Raw genomic sequence first — 15,881 nt, 5'->3', positions numbered from 1 at the left:
CCCCGCCGCTGCCGGGTCGCCCGTTCCGGGTGGCGCAGGATGCTCTCCGAGCGGTCAGCCGGCGGCGTACCGGACGAACCCGCTCCAGGTGGCGGGAGCCACGGCGAGGTGGTCCCGGGACACGTCCTTGGAGTCCCGGATCAGGATCGCTTCGGGGAGCATGGCGACCTCGACGCACTCCGGTCCGTCGTTGGTGCTGTAGCTGCTCTTCGCCCAGGCGACTTCGACGCACTCGTTGCTGTCGCTGGCGCTGTAGCTGCTCTTGACCCAGGTCAGTGCGGAAGGACCGCCGATCGAGGGCTTGATGCTCATGTATCCCCCAGCAATTTCTCGATGAAGGCCCTCGACTGCCGTGGGCTGAGTGCCTGTGAACGGATGATCCCATACCGGAGTTCAAGGATCTGGATCTCCTTGACGTCGGTGATCAAACGGGTCGGCAGCTGCGCTTCGATGTAACCGATCGTCGACCCGTCCCGGAGTTTCAGCACCTGGATGTGCCCACCCATGCCAGCGTGGTCTTCACAGTCAGTCGGCATCACTTGGATCTCGACGTTGCGCAGCTGGCCGAGGTCCAGTACGTGCTCCAGCTGCCTGCGGAGCACCTCCCGCCCGCCGATGGTCCGCTCCAGCGTGACCTGCTCCAGCACGAAAGTCAGGGCAGGGGGCGGCTGCCGATGGAACATCTCCTGCCGGGCCATGCGTGCGGCGACGTACCGCTCCACCACGTCCGGGGCGAACGCCGGCCGCCGGATCTCGTACAGCGCCCGCGCGTACTCCTCGGTCTGGAGCAGGCCGTGCAGGTTGTGGTTGCCGTACGCACCCAGCTCCACCGCGTCGGACTCCAGCTTCGCCAGGTCCCGGACCTTCTTCGGGTAGCGGGCCCGCTCCACATCGGCCTTCATCGCGGCGATCTTGCCGCTCGCGCCGAGGATCTCGTCCGCCTTGTCCAAGTACTCCGGGCGCGGAATTCGGGCGCCGCGTTCGATCTTGTAGATGAGGTTCGGCCCGTATCCCATCCGCGTACCGAATTGCATTCGGTCGAGACCGGCCGCCTCCCGCCACATTTTCAGCTGGCGGCCCACGGTGGCGATTACCGCCCCTGCTTCGTCCTCCGGGTCGAGTTCCCAACTGGATTCGCTCGACTCATCGGTGCTGTCTGCGTTCACTCCACCCCCAGGGGACAGGCGGGACAGGGTTGGACACCCCGGGACAACGGCCGTACACGACGGGCGCTTCCCTGTTCAGGTTACGCACGGCTCGCCACGCTCAGTCACGTGAATCAGGAAATCACCTTCATCGCCACGCTCCCCGCCACCCCGCACGGCGCCCGCTCCGCGCGGCAGCTCGCCGCCGCGCAACTCGCGGACTGGGGGCTTCCGTTCCCTGACGCGGCCCAGGTCGTCGCCGAACTCGCCGCCAATGCCGTCACGCACGGCCGGCTCCCGGGAAGGAGGTTCCGGCTCGCACTGACCGCCGCCGGGGCCACGCTCCGTATCGAGGTGAGCGACACCCGGGCCGAGCACGTACCTCCACCCTCTCCCGAACTCCCGCCCACCGACGCGGAGTCCGGCCGGGGGCTGGCGCTCGTCGCGGCGCTGGCGGACCGGTGGGGTGTCTGCGTCGGTCCCGTTCCCCTGAAAACGGTGTGGGCGGAAATGGGTCCACCGGGGTCCGATTCACCGGATCCGGGTTTCCGGGATCCGGTGGGCGGTGGGTCGGCGACTCGGAACGTAAACCCCTAAAGAACCCAGGGAAATAACCCAACCCAACCAAACCCCGCGCGAACTCACTCGGTCGGGTGAATACACCCAACTCGGCTGGCGCATATGCCAATTCATGGTGCAGGCTCAGCCCGACACAACTCCAGACATGCGAACGGCCCCCGACGGGACTGGCATCCCGGCCGAGGGCCTCACCGCTCAGGAAGAAACACAGGTCTTCCCGTGGCTGTTCAGCAGCTTAGCGCGCCGTCGCGCGCTCCGTACGGCAACCAGAGGCCCGGCGTCATGCAGAAGAAGCGACCCCGGGCCGAGCGCTACGTCAAGATCTGCAACGAGCTCGCCCAGCACAGCACGTTGAGCCTGACGGCGATCGGCCTGTCCGTGTACATCCAGTCCCTTCCCGACGGCACGGATGTGTCCATCAGGGCCCTGAAGAGGCATTTTCCCGAGGGCGGGACCCGTATCGCCGCCGCTCTGCGCGAGCTGGAAGCAGCGGGCTACCTCGCCAGGACCCGGGTGCGGCTCCCCTCGGGACACATCGTCACCCAGACCGTGTCCTACAACGTCCCGCTCGACCAGTGGGAGCAGCAGCCGCCCCAGCAGGCCCAGGAGCAAGACCGGGAGCAGGTCCCGCCGCCCGTCCTGGCCTTGGTGCCGGTCCCGGCCGAGGAGCCCGACCCGGAGCCCGATCCTGACCCCGACCCGGCGCCCTGCCCCAGCCCGGAGCCCGCTCCCGCCGCGGCCCCCGCAGCAGGTGGCGAAGCCGTACCGCTGTCGACACCTCCGGCCGAGGCCCCGCCCCAGCAGGCGAGCGCGCCGGAGCCCCGCCAAGCCCCCGCCCCCGTCGGCCCCCTCCCGGAACGCCACCGCGAATCCGCCGACCTGCTCGCCCGGCTGCGGCTGCGCGATCCGCGGCTGACGCTGTCGGAGCGGGACGTGGCGCGGCTCGCCCCCGCGCTCACCGGCTGGCTGGAGCTCGGACTGAACCGGGCCGCCGTCAGCGCCACGCTGGCGGGCGGCCTTCCCGACGGGCCGATCCAGTCGGCCGCGGGCCTGCTGGCGTACCGGCTCAGGGAGCTGCGGCCGCCCCGCCTGCCGCAGCGCCCGGCCGGCGGAGTCCGGCCCCCGGACATGGTCATCCACCCGTTCCAGACCTGCGACGACTGCGAGCGCGTCTTCCGCGCCCCCGCCCCGGGCCACTGCAACTCCTGCAGCGCCACCAGAGCCGCCAACGCGGCTTGACCTCGGTCGACTGACCGCAAGCGGTCCGGCCGATGTCAGCAGGCGGGATCCTGGGGGTGTTCGGTGCAGTAGATGCTGCCGTCGTCCGCCAGTTTCAGGGTGAGGTCGACCCGGGGCGCGCTGTCGGGGAGGGCGCCCGCGACCTTGAAGGGCTTCCCACCGTCGGAGACCGTGACCTTCATGGGCTCGCCCCCCACGAGCAGCTCGAGGTCGGCGGTCCACTCGTACACCGCCCCCGGGGTTTCGGCCTCGGCCGAGAGGTGGAACTCCGCCGCTTCGCCCTTCCCCAGGTTGATTCCGATGCGCTCGATCGGCTGGCCGTTCTCGTCGTTGAGCCGGAACTTGGGCGGCTGGGAGTCCACGACCAGATCGGCGGAGCGTCCCCAGTAGCCGGAGCCCGCCACGCAGTCCACGACGGTGGTCCGCATGGGCGGTGTCGGCAGTTTGCGCACGTGCGGCTTGAGGCCGAGCACGACGACCGATTCGGATCGCTCGGTGGTCAGCACGAAGTCGACGGAGATCCGGTTCGGTACGCCACCGAGCGACTTGACCCAGTCGCTCATCCCCCGTCTGCAGGGGAATCTGGCGTGATGAGGCGGCTTGTCGAACACCCCGGCCGGGTGGGGGACCACGTACCCGCCCCATTCCGTCACGCCTTTCACGTACACCTCGGGCTCGGGCGGGTGGCGCGGCCACCAGTCGGCCGGCCAGGCCACCACGACTCCGATAGTGGTCGCGACGATCCCGACCAGCCCGCCGACGAAGGCCACGATCCGCGCCGGCCCTTCCAGTCGACGCCTGGGAGGATCCGCAGGGCTCGCCATACCGTCACGATGCGCCACCGGTGCCGTCGCCGCCAGCAGACGACGGCCGGATGGGGTGCGCCCGCCGGAGCCAGGCTTCCGGACAGGGTGATCCACCCGTTCCAGAACTGCGAGGGCTGCTGCAACCGCGTCTTCCGCGCCCCCGAACCGGGCAACTGCGCCTCCTGCACGGCGGCCGAAGCCGCCTGACCTCCCCGTCGGACCCGATCCGACCGCCCGCGAAAATTCGTTCGCCCGTCCGGGCAACCGAATCGGGGCGGGCGGTGGTCAAGGGGGCGAGGAGGTGCCGATGCAGGCCGAGGAAGAAGCTCAGTTCCAGTCGTTCGTCGCCGCGCGCTGGAACCATCTGGTGCGCACGGCGTACCTGTTGACGGGCGATCCGCACGACGCGGAGGACGTGACCCAGGCCGCGCTGGCGAAGGCGTACCGGTCGTGGCGGCGCGTGGCGCGCATGGACAGCCCGGAGGCGTACGTCCGCCGGATGCTGGTCACGTGCAACAGCGACCGGTTCCGCAAGCGCCGGGTCGCCGAGCGCCTGACGGACAGCGTGCCGGACGCCTCGGTGGGCGACCGGGCCGCGGAATGGGCCGACGAGCGCGGCGCGCTGATGGAGGCGCTGGCCCAACTGCCCGCCCGTCAGCGGGCGGTGGTGGTGATGCGGTACTGGGAGGACCTCTCCGAGGCCGAGACCGCCGATGTCCTCGGGTGCTCCCAGGGCACCGTCAAGAGCCAGGCCTCCAAGGCGCTGGCGAAACTGCGCACCTGGCCCGGACTGGGCCGGATCGCGACGAGGAGCGAGGGGGCGGTCCTGTGAACGGGCCGGACAACGGCAGGCAGGGCGACGAGTTCGAGCTTGACCTGCGGGACTGGATGGCCCGGGGCGCCGAGGCGGTGCGGCCCGCCGCCGTGCCGTATCCGGAGATCGTCCGGCAGGGCCGCGCGGAACTGCGCAACCGCAGGCTCGCGGCGGCGGGGGCGGCCCTGGTCGCGCTGGCCGTCGTCCCGGTCACGGCCCTGGTCTTCGCCGGGAACGGCCCCGGCGGCGGTTTGGCGGTCGTGCCGGTGGCCGGCGGCGGCCCGACGCCGAGCGCGGCGCCGCCCACCCCCCAAGCGCCCCCGGGACCGGCCGCACCCGCGACGCCCGGGCAGCTCGCCGACGGGATCACCCTCCAGGAGGCGGCCGACGGGCTCGGACTGTGCCTCGCCTACGACCGGGCGAACGCGAAGTCCGCCGCGTACGAACACCCCGACCTCGGCAAAGCCTCCGAGTACCGGATCCTGCTCGCGCACCGCAGCACCGGCAACAACAACTCCCCCGGGGACGGCCGGTACATCGTCGCCGTCAAGGAGGCCCCGCGGCAGACCCGGCTCATCTGCCTGATCAAGGACGGCACGGCCCAGGGCCTCAACACCTCCGTCGGCGGGGGCGCGGACCCCGGGAGCGGATCCGTCCGCCCCGACATGAACGGGGGCAAGCTCTACCTCCAGAAGCTGAGCTCCGAAGGCCCCTGGAAGCTGCCCTACCGCTGGGGCAGCATCGGCACGGTCGACCCCGGTGTCACCCGGGTCACCGTCAGCTACGGCGGCGCCACCTTCGAAGGCGCCGTGGACCACGGCTGGTTCGCCGCCACCGGCCTCCTGGACCGGTCCGTCACCAAGGCCCCGCGCGTCAAGGGCTACGACGCCCAGGGCAAGCAGGTCTACGACTCCGACCAGGACAAGGGGTACGAGAAGTCCCTCCCGTAGCCGGGAAGGGGACCGTGGAACGTGGGATCCCGCCGCCGTACAGGGGTCGGCGGCGGGGCCCCGCCACGCACCGGCGTACCGGCGTACCGGGTACGCGGCCGGTCCGGCCGGCACCGCGGCCGGTCAGCCCCCGTAGAACAGCTCGTCCACCACGCCCCGCGCGCGGCGGGTGATGCGGCGGTAGTCCTCCAGCATGTCGCCGACCGTGCCCTCCGCGTAGCCGAGGTAGCGGCCGACCGCCGCCAGTTCGCGGGCCGCCGAGGGGAAGGTGTCGCCCGCCCGGCCGCGGACCAGCATCACGGCGTTGCGGACCCGGGTGGCCAGGACCCAGGCCTCGTCCAGGATCTGCGCCTCCTCCGTCGGGATCAGCCCGGCCGCGTGCGCGGCGGCCAGGGCCTCGCGGGTCCGGGTCGTGCGCAGGCCCGGCTCCACCCAGGCGTGCCGCATCTGGATCAGCTGGACGGTCCACTCGACGTCGCTGAGGCCGCCGCGGCCCAGCTTGGTGTGCAGGGTCGGGTCGGCGCCCCTGGGCAGGCGTTCGGATTCCATCCGGGCCTTGAGGCGCCGGATCTCGCGGACGGCGTCCTCGCCGAGGCCTTCCACCGGGTAGCGCAGCGGGTCGATCAGGTCGATGAAGCGCTGACCGAGCTCGAGGTCGCCGGCCACCGGTTCGGCGCGCAGCAGGGCCTGGGACTCCCAGGTCAGGGACCAGCGGCGGTAGTAGGCGGCGTAGGAGGGCAGGGTGCGGACGAGGGGGCCGGAGCGGCCTTCGGGGCGCAGGTCCGCGTCGATGAGCAGCGGCGGGTCCGCGGTGGGGAGCTGGAGGAGCCTGCGCATCTCGGCGATGACGTTCTGGGCGGCCTTGGCGGCGACCTGTTCGTCGACGCCCTCGCGCGGCTCGTGGACGAAGAGGACGTCGGCGTCGGATCCGTAGCCGAGTTCGTGACCGCCGAAGCGGCCCACGCCGATGATCGCGAAGCGGGTGGGCAGGGTGTCGCCCCAGTGGCCCTGGACGGCGGCGCGCAGGGCTCCGGCGACGGTGGCGGCGGTGAGTTCGGAGACGGCCCGGCCGACCCGGTCGACCAGGGCTCCGTGGTCCTCCTCGGCCGGGCTGTCCTCCGTACCGTAGGAGCCGATGATGTCGGCGGCGGTGGTGCGGAACAGCTCGCGGCGGCGGACTCCGCGGGCGGCGGCCACGGCGGCTTCCGGGTTCTCGGCGCGGCCGACGGCGGCGAGCACCTCCTGTTCCAGGGCCTCGTGGGTACGGGGAACCAGGCCCTCGGGGTCGCCCAGCAGGGCCACCGCCTCGGGGGCGCGCAGGAGGAGGTCGGGGGCGAGGCGTCCGGCGGAGAGCACGCGGGCGAGGTTCTCCGCGGCGGCTCCCTCGTCGCGCAGGAGGCGCAGGTACCAGGGGGTCTTGCCGAGGGCGTCGGAGACCTTGCGGAAGTTCAGCAGGCCCGCGTCCGGGTCGGCGGAGTCGGCGAACCAGCCGAGGAGCACCGGCAGCAGGGTGCGCTGGATGGCGGCGGCGCGGGTGACTCCGGAGGCGAGGGCTTCGAGGTGGCGCAGGGCGGCGGCCGGATCGGCGTACCCGAGGGCTTCGAGGCGCTGGCCGGCGGCGCGCGGGGAGAGCCGGGTCTCGCCGGGGGCGAGCTGGGCCACGGCGTCGAGGAGCGGCCGGTAGAAGATCTTCTCGTGCAGGCGGCGGACCACGGAGGCGTGCCGGCGCCAGGCCTTGTTGAGCTCGGCGACCGGTTCGGTGCGCAGGCCGAGCGAGCGGCCCAGGCGCCGCAGGTCGGCCTCGTCCTCGGGGACGAGGTGGGTGCGGCGCAGCCGGTAGAGCTGGATGCGGTGCTCCATGGCCCGCAGGAAGCGGTACGCGTCGTGCAGTTGGGCGGCGTCGGCGCGCCCGACGTAGCCGCCGGCGGCGAGGGCGGTGAGTGCGTCGAGGGTGGTGCCGGAGCGCAGGGTGGCGTCGGAGCGGCCGTGCACGAGCTGGAGGAGCTGGACGGCGAACTCGACGTCGCGCAGGCCGCCGGGGCCGAGCTTCAGCTCGCGCTCGACCTGGGCGGCGGGGATGTTGTCGACGACGCGGCGGCGCATCTTCTGGACGTCGGGGACGAAGTTCTCGCGCTCGGCGGCCTGCCAGACGAGGGGAGTTATGGCGGCGATGTACTCGGCGCCGAGCGTCTCGTCGCCCGCGACGGCGCGGGCCTTGAGGAGGGCCTGGAACTCCCAGGTCTTGGCCCAGCGCTGGTAGTAGGCGAGGTGGGAGGCGAGGGTGCGGACGAGCGGACCGTTTCTGCCCTCGGGGCGGAGGTTGGCGTCGACGGGCCAGATGGTGCCTTCGACGGTGGTCTCGGAGCAGATCCGCATGAGGTGGGAGGCGAGGCGGGCGGCGGCCTGGACGGCCTTGCCCTCGTCGGCGCCGGGGGCCGCGTCGCCGACGAAGATGACGTCGACGTCGGAGACGTAGTTCAGCTCGTTGCCGCCGCACTTGCCCATGGCGATGACGGCGAGCCGGCAGAGCGCCGCGTCCTCGGGGGCGGCGGCGGTCGCGATGCGCAGGGCCGCGCGGAGGGTGGCGGTGGCCAGGTCGGCGAGTTCGGCGGCGGTCTGGGCGACGTCTATGGTCCCGCACACGTCGCGGGCGGCGATGGAGAGCAGGCAGCGGCGGTAGGCGACGCGCAGGGTGACGGGGTCGTGGGCGCCGGACAGTCCGTTCTCGAACTCGCGTAGCCCGGGGTGCAGGTCGACGGCTTCGTAGGTGACGAGGGCCTGCCAGTCCCGGGGGTGGCGGGCGAGGTGGTCGCCGAGGGCCTCGGAGGCGCCGAGGACGCCGAGGAGGCGGTCGCGCAGGGGTTTGGCGCTGACGAGGGTGTCGAGGAGGACGGGCAGCTCCTCGGGTGCCTGCGCCTCGGCGATCCGGACCAGCCCGAGGAGGGCGAGGTCGGGATCGGCGGTGGCCCCGAGGGCGTCGAGGAGCACCGGATCGGCGCGTACGGCGGCCAGCGCGTCGGTGTCGAGCAGCCGGGCCGCGGCCGAGGGGTCGGTGAACCCGCTGCGCAGCAGCCGGCTGAAGGTACTGCTCCTGCGTCCCGGGACTGTCATCCCGCCGCCTCCCGCGTGCGTCTGCCCTGGCCGGGCGGTTACGCGGGATGTCGCCTTCGGCGGTGTCGCCGTCGGGAGGGTCCGCGCGTCTGCCCGGGGAGAGCCTAGCCGGAGCAGGCGTTCGACTCACCGCGAGCAGGGTGGGATGCATGGCCGGATGGCCGGCACATTCCCGCGGCGGGATCCGGCAGCCGCTGCGCGGGGCTGTCCCCTACCCGCCCTTCCACCATCCCCCAGACTCCGTCCGGGGGGACCCCCAGCTGGGGCTCCGCCCCAGACCCCGCTCCTCAAACGCCGGAGGGGCTGGATTTACTCAGCCGCGCCGGGCGGTCGGCGGGTGCGTGGCGTGACCGGGGACACGTGCGAAACGCCCACAAGAGGGCGACGCGGGCGGGCATTTCACCAAATCGGAAGTCATCGGCGCATCGGGTGAACCAACGCGCCCGGATCGGACTCTCACTGACCGACCGACAGTTTCACGCGGCCCTTCCTGCCGGAACGACCCCAAGGCGTAGCCGATGCCCGTATCCCGCCGACGATTCCTCCTCGCGACCGTGGTCCCGATGCTGACCATCGGGGTCACCGGTGCGCTCGCCGTTGCCTCCGGCCAGCAGACCGCGGCCGAGGCCGTCCCGGGAACCGACTCCCCGGCCGCTCTCCCCGTGAGCGCCACCGCCGGTTCGGTCGTCCAGATCGTCGCCCACCCGGACGACGACCTGTTCTTCATGAACCCGGACATCAGCCGCTCCCTCGCGTCCGGCACCCCGCTCACCACCCTGTACCTCACCTCGGGCGAGGCCGACGGCCGCAACCAGGCCAACGGCCCCGAGGCCAAGGACCCCGAGCAGCCCACCGACCGGAGCCACTACGCGGAAGCCCGCCAGAACGGCATACGCGCCGCGTACGCGCAGATGGCCACCGGCGACCGCACCAGCCCGTGGCGTCGTACGGCCATACCCACCGCGGGCGGCGGCCACCTCGAGCTCAACGTCCTGATCGCGAAGCCCCAGATCAACCTGGTCTGGCTGCAGATGCGCGAGGCCCGCTCCGCCCGCTCCGACAGCCCCCACAGCCTGCGCGGCCTGTGGAACGGCCGGATACCGGCGCTCGCCCCGCAGCTCACCGCCGGCACCCCGGTCACACAGCAGCCCACCTTCACCAAGGACCAGGTGATAGCGGCGATATCGGGGGTCCTGGAGCGGTACAAGCCGACGACGATACGGATGCAGGACCCGACGCCGGGCCGGTACGCCGGCTCCGGCAGCCTCACCGACCATCAGGACCACATGTACGCGGCGCGGTTCGCGCAGGCCGGGGCCGCCGCGTACGCCGCGCGGGTCCCGGTCGGGCAGCGGCCCCACTTCACGGTCCAGAGCTACCTGGGCTATCTCAACGGCGCGCTGCCGCACACGCTGGACCCGCAGACGGTCCGGACGAAGATCGGCTACCTGAAGACGTACGGCTGGCACGACAAGGGGAACTACTGCGGCTCGCCCTCCGGCTGCGGCGACCGCAAGGTGGGGGGAAACCCGACCGTCAGCAACTGGGCCCAGTCGCTGCGCTACGCGCGCGGCGACCACTCCTCCTGGCTGGTGCCGGGCCCGCCCGGCCGGCTGTACGCCTTCGCCGTCCTCGACGGCCAGATGGCCTTCTGGAACCGCGGGGCCGGCACCGGCCCCGGCGCCGCCTGGCAGGGCCCGGTCCTGCTGCCGGGCACCGGCATCGACCCGGGCGCGACCACCGCCCGCCTCCCCGACGGGCGCGTCGTCGTCCTCGCCACCCGCACCGTCTTCGGCGACCGGCCGGGGGACTACCGGCGCGAGATCGTCTACGCCGCCCAGTCCGTGCCCGGTGGCCCGTTCGGGGCGTGGGTCACGCTCGGCACCCCGGAGACCGGGGACGGTCCCGGCACCTCCTGGATCAGCGCGCCCTCGGCCGTCTGCGACCCGGACGGGCGGCTGACGGTGTACGTCCGCGACTCCCGGCGCGCCCTGCTCGCCCGCACCCAGGAGCCCTCGGGTGCCTTCGGCGGCTGGCAGCACCTGGGGGGCGCCGACCTCCTGTCCGACCCGGTGGTGGCCACCGACTCCGCCGGGCGGCGCCACGTCTACGCCGCCACCACCAAGTCGGTGGTGGCCTGGATCCAGCCCGCCCCGGGCGCCCCGCTGGCCGGCCCCTTCCCGACCGGGCTCCCGGCCACCACCGTCCCCCTCACCGCCGCCCCGGAGGCGGCGGGCGTCCGCCTCTACTTCCGGCGCCCCGATTCGGGGGTCGTCCGCACCGCCGTGGTCACGGCCGCGGCCGGCGGCGCGCTGCCGACGGTCTCCAGCGTCACGGAGGCCGGCGGCCGGTCGGGCTACGGCGCGGTGGGCGTGGCGGGCCGCCTGATAGCGGGCCGCGCCGACTCGGGCACGGTCGCCGCGACGGGCCTCGGCGGCCCGCCGGCGTGGACGGAGTCCCGGATCCTCTACGCGGGGGCCCCCGCGGCCATCCAGGAATCGGACGGCGCCCTGACGACGGTCGTCCTGGGCCTGGACGCCGAACTCCACGCGGCCACCTCCCTCCCGACCGCCACCCCCACCCCCACCCGTCCCACCTGGCACCGCGCGGTCCCGCAGGCGTAGCCCGACAGCGGGCGGCGCGGACCCCCGGTGCGAAGATGACCTCCGGTTGCCCGCATACCACCACGTGCGGGTACATCAAGGAGGGAGCACCCATGTCGGCCGACCTGCCGGACGACACCCCCGGACGGGACCGGAGTTCCCGCGGCGGGCCACAGCCGCACACGTCGCTGCTCCGTCGGCCGGCGGCAGCCCCGCTCGCTTCGCTCGCGGTGCTGGGCGCGGGAGCCGCGTACCTCTGGGGCACCAATCCGCACGAGCCCGGCCACTGGCTTCCCCGCTGCCCCTTCAACTGGCTGACGGGCCAGCTCTGCCCGGCCTGCGGTGCCACCCGGATGTGTTACGACATCCTGCACGGCGACTTCGTCGCGGCCTTCCACGACAACGCGGTGCTGTTCCTGCTGGGGCTGCCGCTCACCCTCTTCCTCTACGGACGCTGGGTCACCGAAGGCCTACGCGGGCGGAAGTACCACCCGGCGATCGGACTCCGGGGACAGGCAGCCATCATTGGGGTGGCCCTGACCTGGGCGGTTGTTCGCAATGCGGCCATGTGATCACAGGTTGATCACGTTGCGGTCCACAGGGCAACCATGCACAGCCGTCGCAGGTCAGTGTTTGCGTCGCGACTCGCAATCGCGGCACACGTCCCCACCATGAGCAGTTCACAAGGAGCTTTTGCATGTCTCAGAACATCGCCCCGAACGGTCAGCAGTACTCCGACAAGTCCAAGCTGACTGCCGGTCTGCTGCAGATCTTCCTCGGCGGTCTCGGCATCGGCCGTTTCTACACCGGCCACACCGGCATGGCCATCGCCCAGCTGGTCACCTGCGGCGGCCTCGGCGTCTGGGCCCTGATCGACGGCATCCTGTTCCTGGTCAAGGATGACCGCACCGACAAGCAGGGTCGCGTGCTGCGCGGCTGACGTGCACCGTACGGCCGTACGGCCGGCTCCCTCATGACTGAGGGGGCCGGCCGTACGTGTATGCGCCTGTGCGCCCTGAGCCGTGGTTACAGGACCGGCATCATCTTGCGGAGTTCGAAGGCCGTGACCTCGCTGCGGTACTCCTCCCACTCCTGCTTCTTGTTGCGGAGGAAGAAGTCGAAGACGTGCTCGCCGAGGGTTTCGGCGACCAGTTCGCTGCGCTCCATCAGGGCGATGGCCTCGCCGAGGTTCTGCGGGAGGGGTTCGATGCCCATCGCGCGGCGTTCCGCGTCGGAGAGCGCCCAGACGTCGTCGTCGGCGCCGGCCGGGAGTTCGTAGCCCTCCTCGATGCCCTTGAGGCCCGCCGCCAGGAGGACGGCGTACGTGAGGTAGGGGTTGGCGCCCGAGTCGATCGAGCGGACCTCCACGCGCGAGGAGCCCGTCTTGCCCGGCTTGTACATCGGGACGCGGATCAGGGCCGAACGGTTGTTGTGGCCCCAGCAGATGTACGAGGGGGCCTCGCCGCCGGAGCCCGCGGTGCGGGAGGAGCCGCCCCAGATGCGCTTGTAGGAGTTGACCCACTGGTTGGTGACCGCTGCCGTTTCGGCCGCGTGCTTCAGGAGGCCCGCGATGAAGGAGCGGCCGACCTTGGAGAGCTGGTACTCGGCGCCCGACTCGTAGAAGGCGTTGCGGTCGCCCTCGAAGAGGGAGAGGTGGGTGTGCATGCCCGAACCGGGGTACTCCGAGAACGGCTTCGGCATGAAGGTGGCCTGGACGCCCTGTTCCAGGGCGACCTGCTTCATGACCAGGCGGAAGGTCATGATGTTGTCGGCCGTCGAGAGGGCGTCGGCGTAGCGCAGGTCGATCTCCTGCTGGCCGGGGGCGCCCTCGTGGTGGCTGAACTCGACCGAGATGCCCATGGATTCGAGCATCGTGATCGCCTGGCGGCGGAAGTCCATGCCGACGTTCTGCGGGGTGTGGTCGAAATAGCCCGAGTTGTCGGCCGGGGTGGGCCGCGTGCCGTCCAGCGGCTTGTCCTTCAGCAGGAAGAACTCGATCTCCGGGTGGGTGTAGAAGGTGAAGCCCAGGTCGGAGGTCTTGTTCAGGATGCGCTTGAGGACGTACCGCGGGTCCGCGTAGGAGGGCGAGCCGTCCGGCATCAGGATGTCGCAGAACATCCGCGCCGTTCCGGGGGCCTCCGCGCGCCACGGCAGTATCTGGAAGGTGCTCGGGTCCGGCTTGGCGATCATGTCGGACTCGTAGACCCGTGCGAAGCCCTCGATCGCCGAGCCGTCGAATCCGATGCCCTCGTCAAAGGCCTGTTCCAGCTCCGCCGGCGCGACCGCTACGGACTTCAGGAAGCCCAGTACGTCGGTGAACCACAGGCGCACGAAGCGGATGTCGCGCTCCTCGAGCGTCCGGAGGACGAATTCCTGCTGCTTGTCCATGGCTTCATCCTCGCAGTTCAGGCGGCCTGTGCACCACTGCCGCGAGGGCGCGGGCACAGTCGGGCCGCCCCAGTATCGCCAGCGGTGGTTTCCGCCAGATTACGCACCCCGGAAAGCCGGTGGCACCCCCGCACTGACCTTGGGCAGGTCATGAGCATTACCATCGGCGCCCATGGGGGGCCATGCGCAGGACGAGCAGGGACGTCGGAGACGTCCGGTGCTCCGCCATGCCGTCCTCCTGATGGCCTTCGGGGTGCTGGCAGGGGCGGCGTTCCTGTGCCGGACGGCCGGGGTGGGGGCCGGGGCCGGGCAGCCGCCCGCTTCGGGGACGGTCGCGCGGGCCGGGCACACCGCCCACGCGCCGGGCGCGCAGCGCGTCGTCTGCGTGGCGCCCTACGACCGGCCCGGCTGCTCGCCGCTCTCGCACGTCCTCCCCGGACTCCTGCCCCCGGCGCCGCCCGCGGCCCTGGTGGCCGGCGGGGCTCCCGCACCCGCCGTGCGCCCCGCGCCCGCGGCGGGGATCCGGCCCCCTTCGGCGCTCGCGCGCGGCCCCGACCTGTACGCCCTCCAGGTGCTGCGGACCTGACCGGTCCCGGTCCGGCGGCGCTCAGGCAGCGCGTTCTCCACTCCACCCCCCTCAGCAAGAAGGATTCAGGGCCATGGCCAGCAGGAACTCCGAAACCAACAACTCCCGCCAGGCGCGGATAGCCGAGATGCGGCGCGCCGACCAGTCGCGCGACCGGCGCAACAAGGCCATCGCGATCACCACGTCGGCCGCCATCGTCACCGCGCTCATCGGCTTCGGCGCGTGGGTGATGATCGACCAGCAGAACAAGAAGGAAGCCAAGGAGGCGGCCCTCAAGGCGCCGGTCGCCGGCGAGCAGACCTGGGACGCCAAGAACCTCGGCCGCAACCACGTCGAGACCCCGGTGAAGTACGAGATGAACCCGCCGGTCGGCGGGGACCACCACCCCCGCTGGATGAACTGCAACGGCGACGTCTACACGAACCCCGTCCCCGAGACCAACGCCGTCCACTCGCTGGAGCACGGCGCCGTGTGGGTGACGTACACCGACAAGGCCGCCAAGGCCGACGTGGAGAAGCTCGCCGCCAAGGTGGCCAAGACCCCGTTCACGCTGATGAGCCCCGTCAAGGAGCAGTCCGGCGCGATCATGCTCAGCGCGTGGGGCAAGCAGCTGACCGTGGACAAGGCGGACGACGCCCGGGTGGCCGCGTTCCTCACCAAGTACGTGCAGGGCACGCAGACCCCCGAGCCGGGCGCTCCCTGCACGAACGGGCTGGCCGACAAGTGACCCGTACGTCCGGTCGCGGCTCCGTGACCCGTACGTACTGGGCCGCGGGCTCGGCCGTGGGCCTGGCGCTGCTCTTCGCGGTGGGGGCCACGGTCGCCACCGCCGGGGGAACCGATTCCGCTCCCGCGTCCTCCCGTACGCCGGGGCTCTACTCCGCGGACGCGGGCTTCGCCCGGGACATGGCGGTGCACCACCAGCAGGCGGTGGAGATGTCCTTCATCGTGCGCGACCGCACGAAGGACGAGCCGGTACGCACCCTCGCCTACGACATCGCCAGCACGCAGGCCAACCAGCGCGGCATGATGCTGGGCTGGCTGGACATGTGGGGCCTGCCCAAGACTGTGGCGGACGAGCCGCCGATGTCCTGGATGGGGAGCGGTGGGGGCGGCGACCACGGCGCCGGCCACGCCATGGGCGGGGTCGTCACCAAGCCCGGCGCGCTGATGCCCGGCATGGCCACCAAGGAGGAGCTGGTGCAGCTCGGCTCCGCCGAGGGCCGGGACGCCGAGGTGCTCTACCTGCGGCTGATGACCGACCACCACAAGGGCGGCGTCGGGATGGCCCAGGGCTGCGCCACCCAGTGCGTGAACCCGGCCGAGCGGGCGCTGGCCCAGGGCATGGTGGAGGCCCAGCAGGCGGAGCTCCAGCTGATGGCCGACATGCTGAAGCAGCGCGGAGCGGATCCGCTGGCCGCGGGGTAACCCGTTTGCCGCGTGCGGCACCGTCGCCCGGGCCTCCGCCCCCGGACCCCCGCGCCTCAAACGCCGGCCAAATCCAGCCTCGCCGGCGTTTGAGGCGCGGGGTCTGGGGCGGAGCCCCAGGGGGGTCCGGGCAGAGCCCGGGGAACGGGCGAAGGGCGGGTAGGGGACTCCGCCCCGCAGGGCCCCGCACCGCGTGACCGCACCCGCGCGGGGTCACCCGAACGGCCCCCTC

General features: G+C 72.2%; 15 protein-coding genes. 10 read left to right on the top strand and 5 right to left on the bottom strand.

Annotation, left to right across the window (positions count from 1 at the left end; all coding sequences use genetic code 11):
* Positions 1-54: 54 nt before the first annotated feature.
* Together MTF69_RS01105 and MTF69_RS01100 are read right to left on the bottom strand one after the other, a co-directional pair.
* Positions 55-312 (bottom strand): DUF397 domain-containing protein, encoded by a 258-nt coding sequence (locus MTF69_RS01105; protein WP_243329696.1) that lies wholly within the window; start codon positions 310-312, stop codon positions 55-57.
* Positions 309-1,166 carry a helix-turn-helix transcriptional regulator gene (locus tag MTF69_RS01100; protein WP_243329694.1) on the bottom strand — a complete coding sequence of 286 codons (858 nt, stop codon included), beginning with the start codon at positions 1,164-1,166 and terminating at the stop codon, positions 309-311. Before MTF69_RS01100 ends, MTF69_RS01105 begins: the two co-directional genes overlap by 4 nt.
* Positions 1,167-1,274: 108 nt before the next feature.
* Here MTF69_RS01100 and MTF69_RS01095 point away from each other — a divergent pair, with 108 nt between their 5' ends.
* Both MTF69_RS01095 and MTF69_RS01090 read left to right on the top strand, forming a co-directional pair.
* Positions 1,275-1,742, top strand: coding sequence for an ATP-binding protein (locus MTF69_RS01095; protein WP_243329693.1), 468 nt, complete (start codon positions 1,275-1,277; stop codon positions 1,740-1,742).
* Between the two features lie 264 nt (positions 1,743-2,006).
* The gene (locus MTF69_RS01090) at positions 2,007-2,963 is read left to right on the top strand and encodes a helix-turn-helix domain-containing protein (RefSeq protein ID WP_243329690.1); all 957 of its coding nucleotides are present in this window, start codon (positions 2,007-2,009) and stop codon (positions 2,961-2,963) included.
* 35 nt (positions 2,964-2,998) lie between these two features.
* Here MTF69_RS01090 and MTF69_RS01085 read toward each other — a convergent pair whose 3' ends face one another.
* Entirely contained in the window at positions 2,999-3,787 is a 789-nt protein-coding gene (locus MTF69_RS01085) for a hypothetical protein (RefSeq protein ID WP_243329687.1), read from the bottom strand.
* Positions 3,788-4,076: 289 nt separating this feature from the next.
* Here MTF69_RS01085 and MTF69_RS01080 point away from each other — a divergent pair, with 289 nt between their 5' ends.
* Positions 4,077-4,601, top strand: coding sequence for a SigE family RNA polymerase sigma factor (locus MTF69_RS01080; RefSeq protein ID WP_243329685.1), 525 nt, complete (start codon positions 4,077-4,079; stop codon positions 4,599-4,601).
* The gene (locus MTF69_RS01075; RefSeq protein WP_243329684.1) at positions 4,598-5,533 is read left to right on the top strand and encodes a hypothetical protein; all 936 of its coding nucleotides are present in this window, start codon (positions 4,598-4,600) and stop codon (positions 5,531-5,533) included. Before MTF69_RS01080 ends, MTF69_RS01075 begins: the two co-directional genes overlap by 4 nt.
* 123 nt (positions 5,534-5,656) lie before the next feature.
* Here the strand turns inward: MTF69_RS01075 and MTF69_RS01070 are convergent, their stop codons facing one another.
* Positions 5,657-8,644 carry a bifunctional [glutamine synthetase] adenylyltransferase/[glutamine synthetase]-adenylyl-L-tyrosine phosphorylase gene (locus tag MTF69_RS01070; RefSeq protein WP_243329682.1) on the bottom strand — a complete coding sequence of 996 codons (2,988 nt, stop codon included), beginning with the start codon at positions 8,642-8,644 and terminating at the stop codon, positions 5,657-5,659.
* A gap of 518 nt (positions 8,645-9,162) precedes the next feature.
* Between MTF69_RS01070 and MTF69_RS01065 the strand changes: the two genes are divergently transcribed.
* From MTF69_RS01065 to MTF69_RS01055, 3 genes are all read left to right on the top strand, one after another.
* Positions 9,163-11,268, top strand: coding sequence for a PIG-L family deacetylase (locus MTF69_RS01065; protein ID WP_243329680.1), 2,106 nt, complete (start codon positions 9,163-9,165; stop codon positions 11,266-11,268).
* Between the two features lie 92 nt (positions 11,269-11,360).
* The gene (locus tag MTF69_RS01060) at positions 11,361-11,819 is read left to right on the top strand and encodes a DUF2752 domain-containing protein (RefSeq protein ID WP_243329678.1); all 459 of its coding nucleotides are present in this window, start codon (positions 11,361-11,363) and stop codon (positions 11,817-11,819) included.
* A 125-nt stretch (positions 11,820-11,944) separates the two neighbouring features.
* On the top strand, positions 11,945-12,187 hold the full coding sequence (locus tag MTF69_RS01055) for a TM2 domain-containing protein (protein WP_243329676.1): 243 nt from the start codon (positions 11,945-11,947) through the stop codon (positions 12,185-12,187).
* Positions 12,188-12,273: 86 nt separating this feature from the next.
* Here the strand turns inward: MTF69_RS01055 and glnA are convergent, their stop codons facing one another.
* Complete coding sequence (gene glnA, locus MTF69_RS01050; RefSeq protein WP_243329674.1) at positions 12,274-13,635, bottom strand: type I glutamate--ammonia ligase; 1,362 nt, start codon at positions 13,633-13,635, stop codon at positions 12,274-12,276.
* Between the two features lie 217 nt (positions 13,636-13,852).
* Between glnA and MTF69_RS01045 the strand changes: the two genes are divergently transcribed.
* The 3 genes from MTF69_RS01045 (at position 13,853) to MTF69_RS01035 (ending at position 15,649) form a co-directional block, all read left to right on the top strand.
* Positions 13,853-14,221, top strand: coding sequence for a hypothetical protein (locus MTF69_RS01045; protein ID WP_243329672.1), 369 nt, complete (start codon positions 13,853-13,855; stop codon positions 14,219-14,221).
* A gap of 73 nt (positions 14,222-14,294) precedes the next feature.
* On the top strand, positions 14,295-14,948 hold the full coding sequence (locus MTF69_RS01040; RefSeq protein ID WP_243329670.1) for a DUF3105 domain-containing protein: 654 nt from the start codon (positions 14,295-14,297) through the stop codon (positions 14,946-14,948).
* Between the two features lie 23 nt (positions 14,949-14,971).
* Positions 14,972-15,649 carry a DUF305 domain-containing protein gene (locus MTF69_RS01035; RefSeq protein WP_243329669.1) on the top strand — a complete coding sequence of 226 codons (678 nt, stop codon included), beginning with the start codon at positions 14,972-14,974 and terminating at the stop codon, positions 15,647-15,649.
* Positions 15,650-15,881: the final 232 nt, after the last annotated feature.

This window comes from Streptomyces sp. AP-93 (genome assembly GCF_022808175.1).
In the GTDB taxonomy this organism is placed as follows: Bacteria; Actinomycetota; Actinomycetes; order Streptomycetales; family Streptomycetaceae; genus Streptomyces.
The sequence above is the reverse complement of the archived record's forward strand: the minus strand, read 5'-3'. Positions and strand labels throughout refer to the sequence as shown.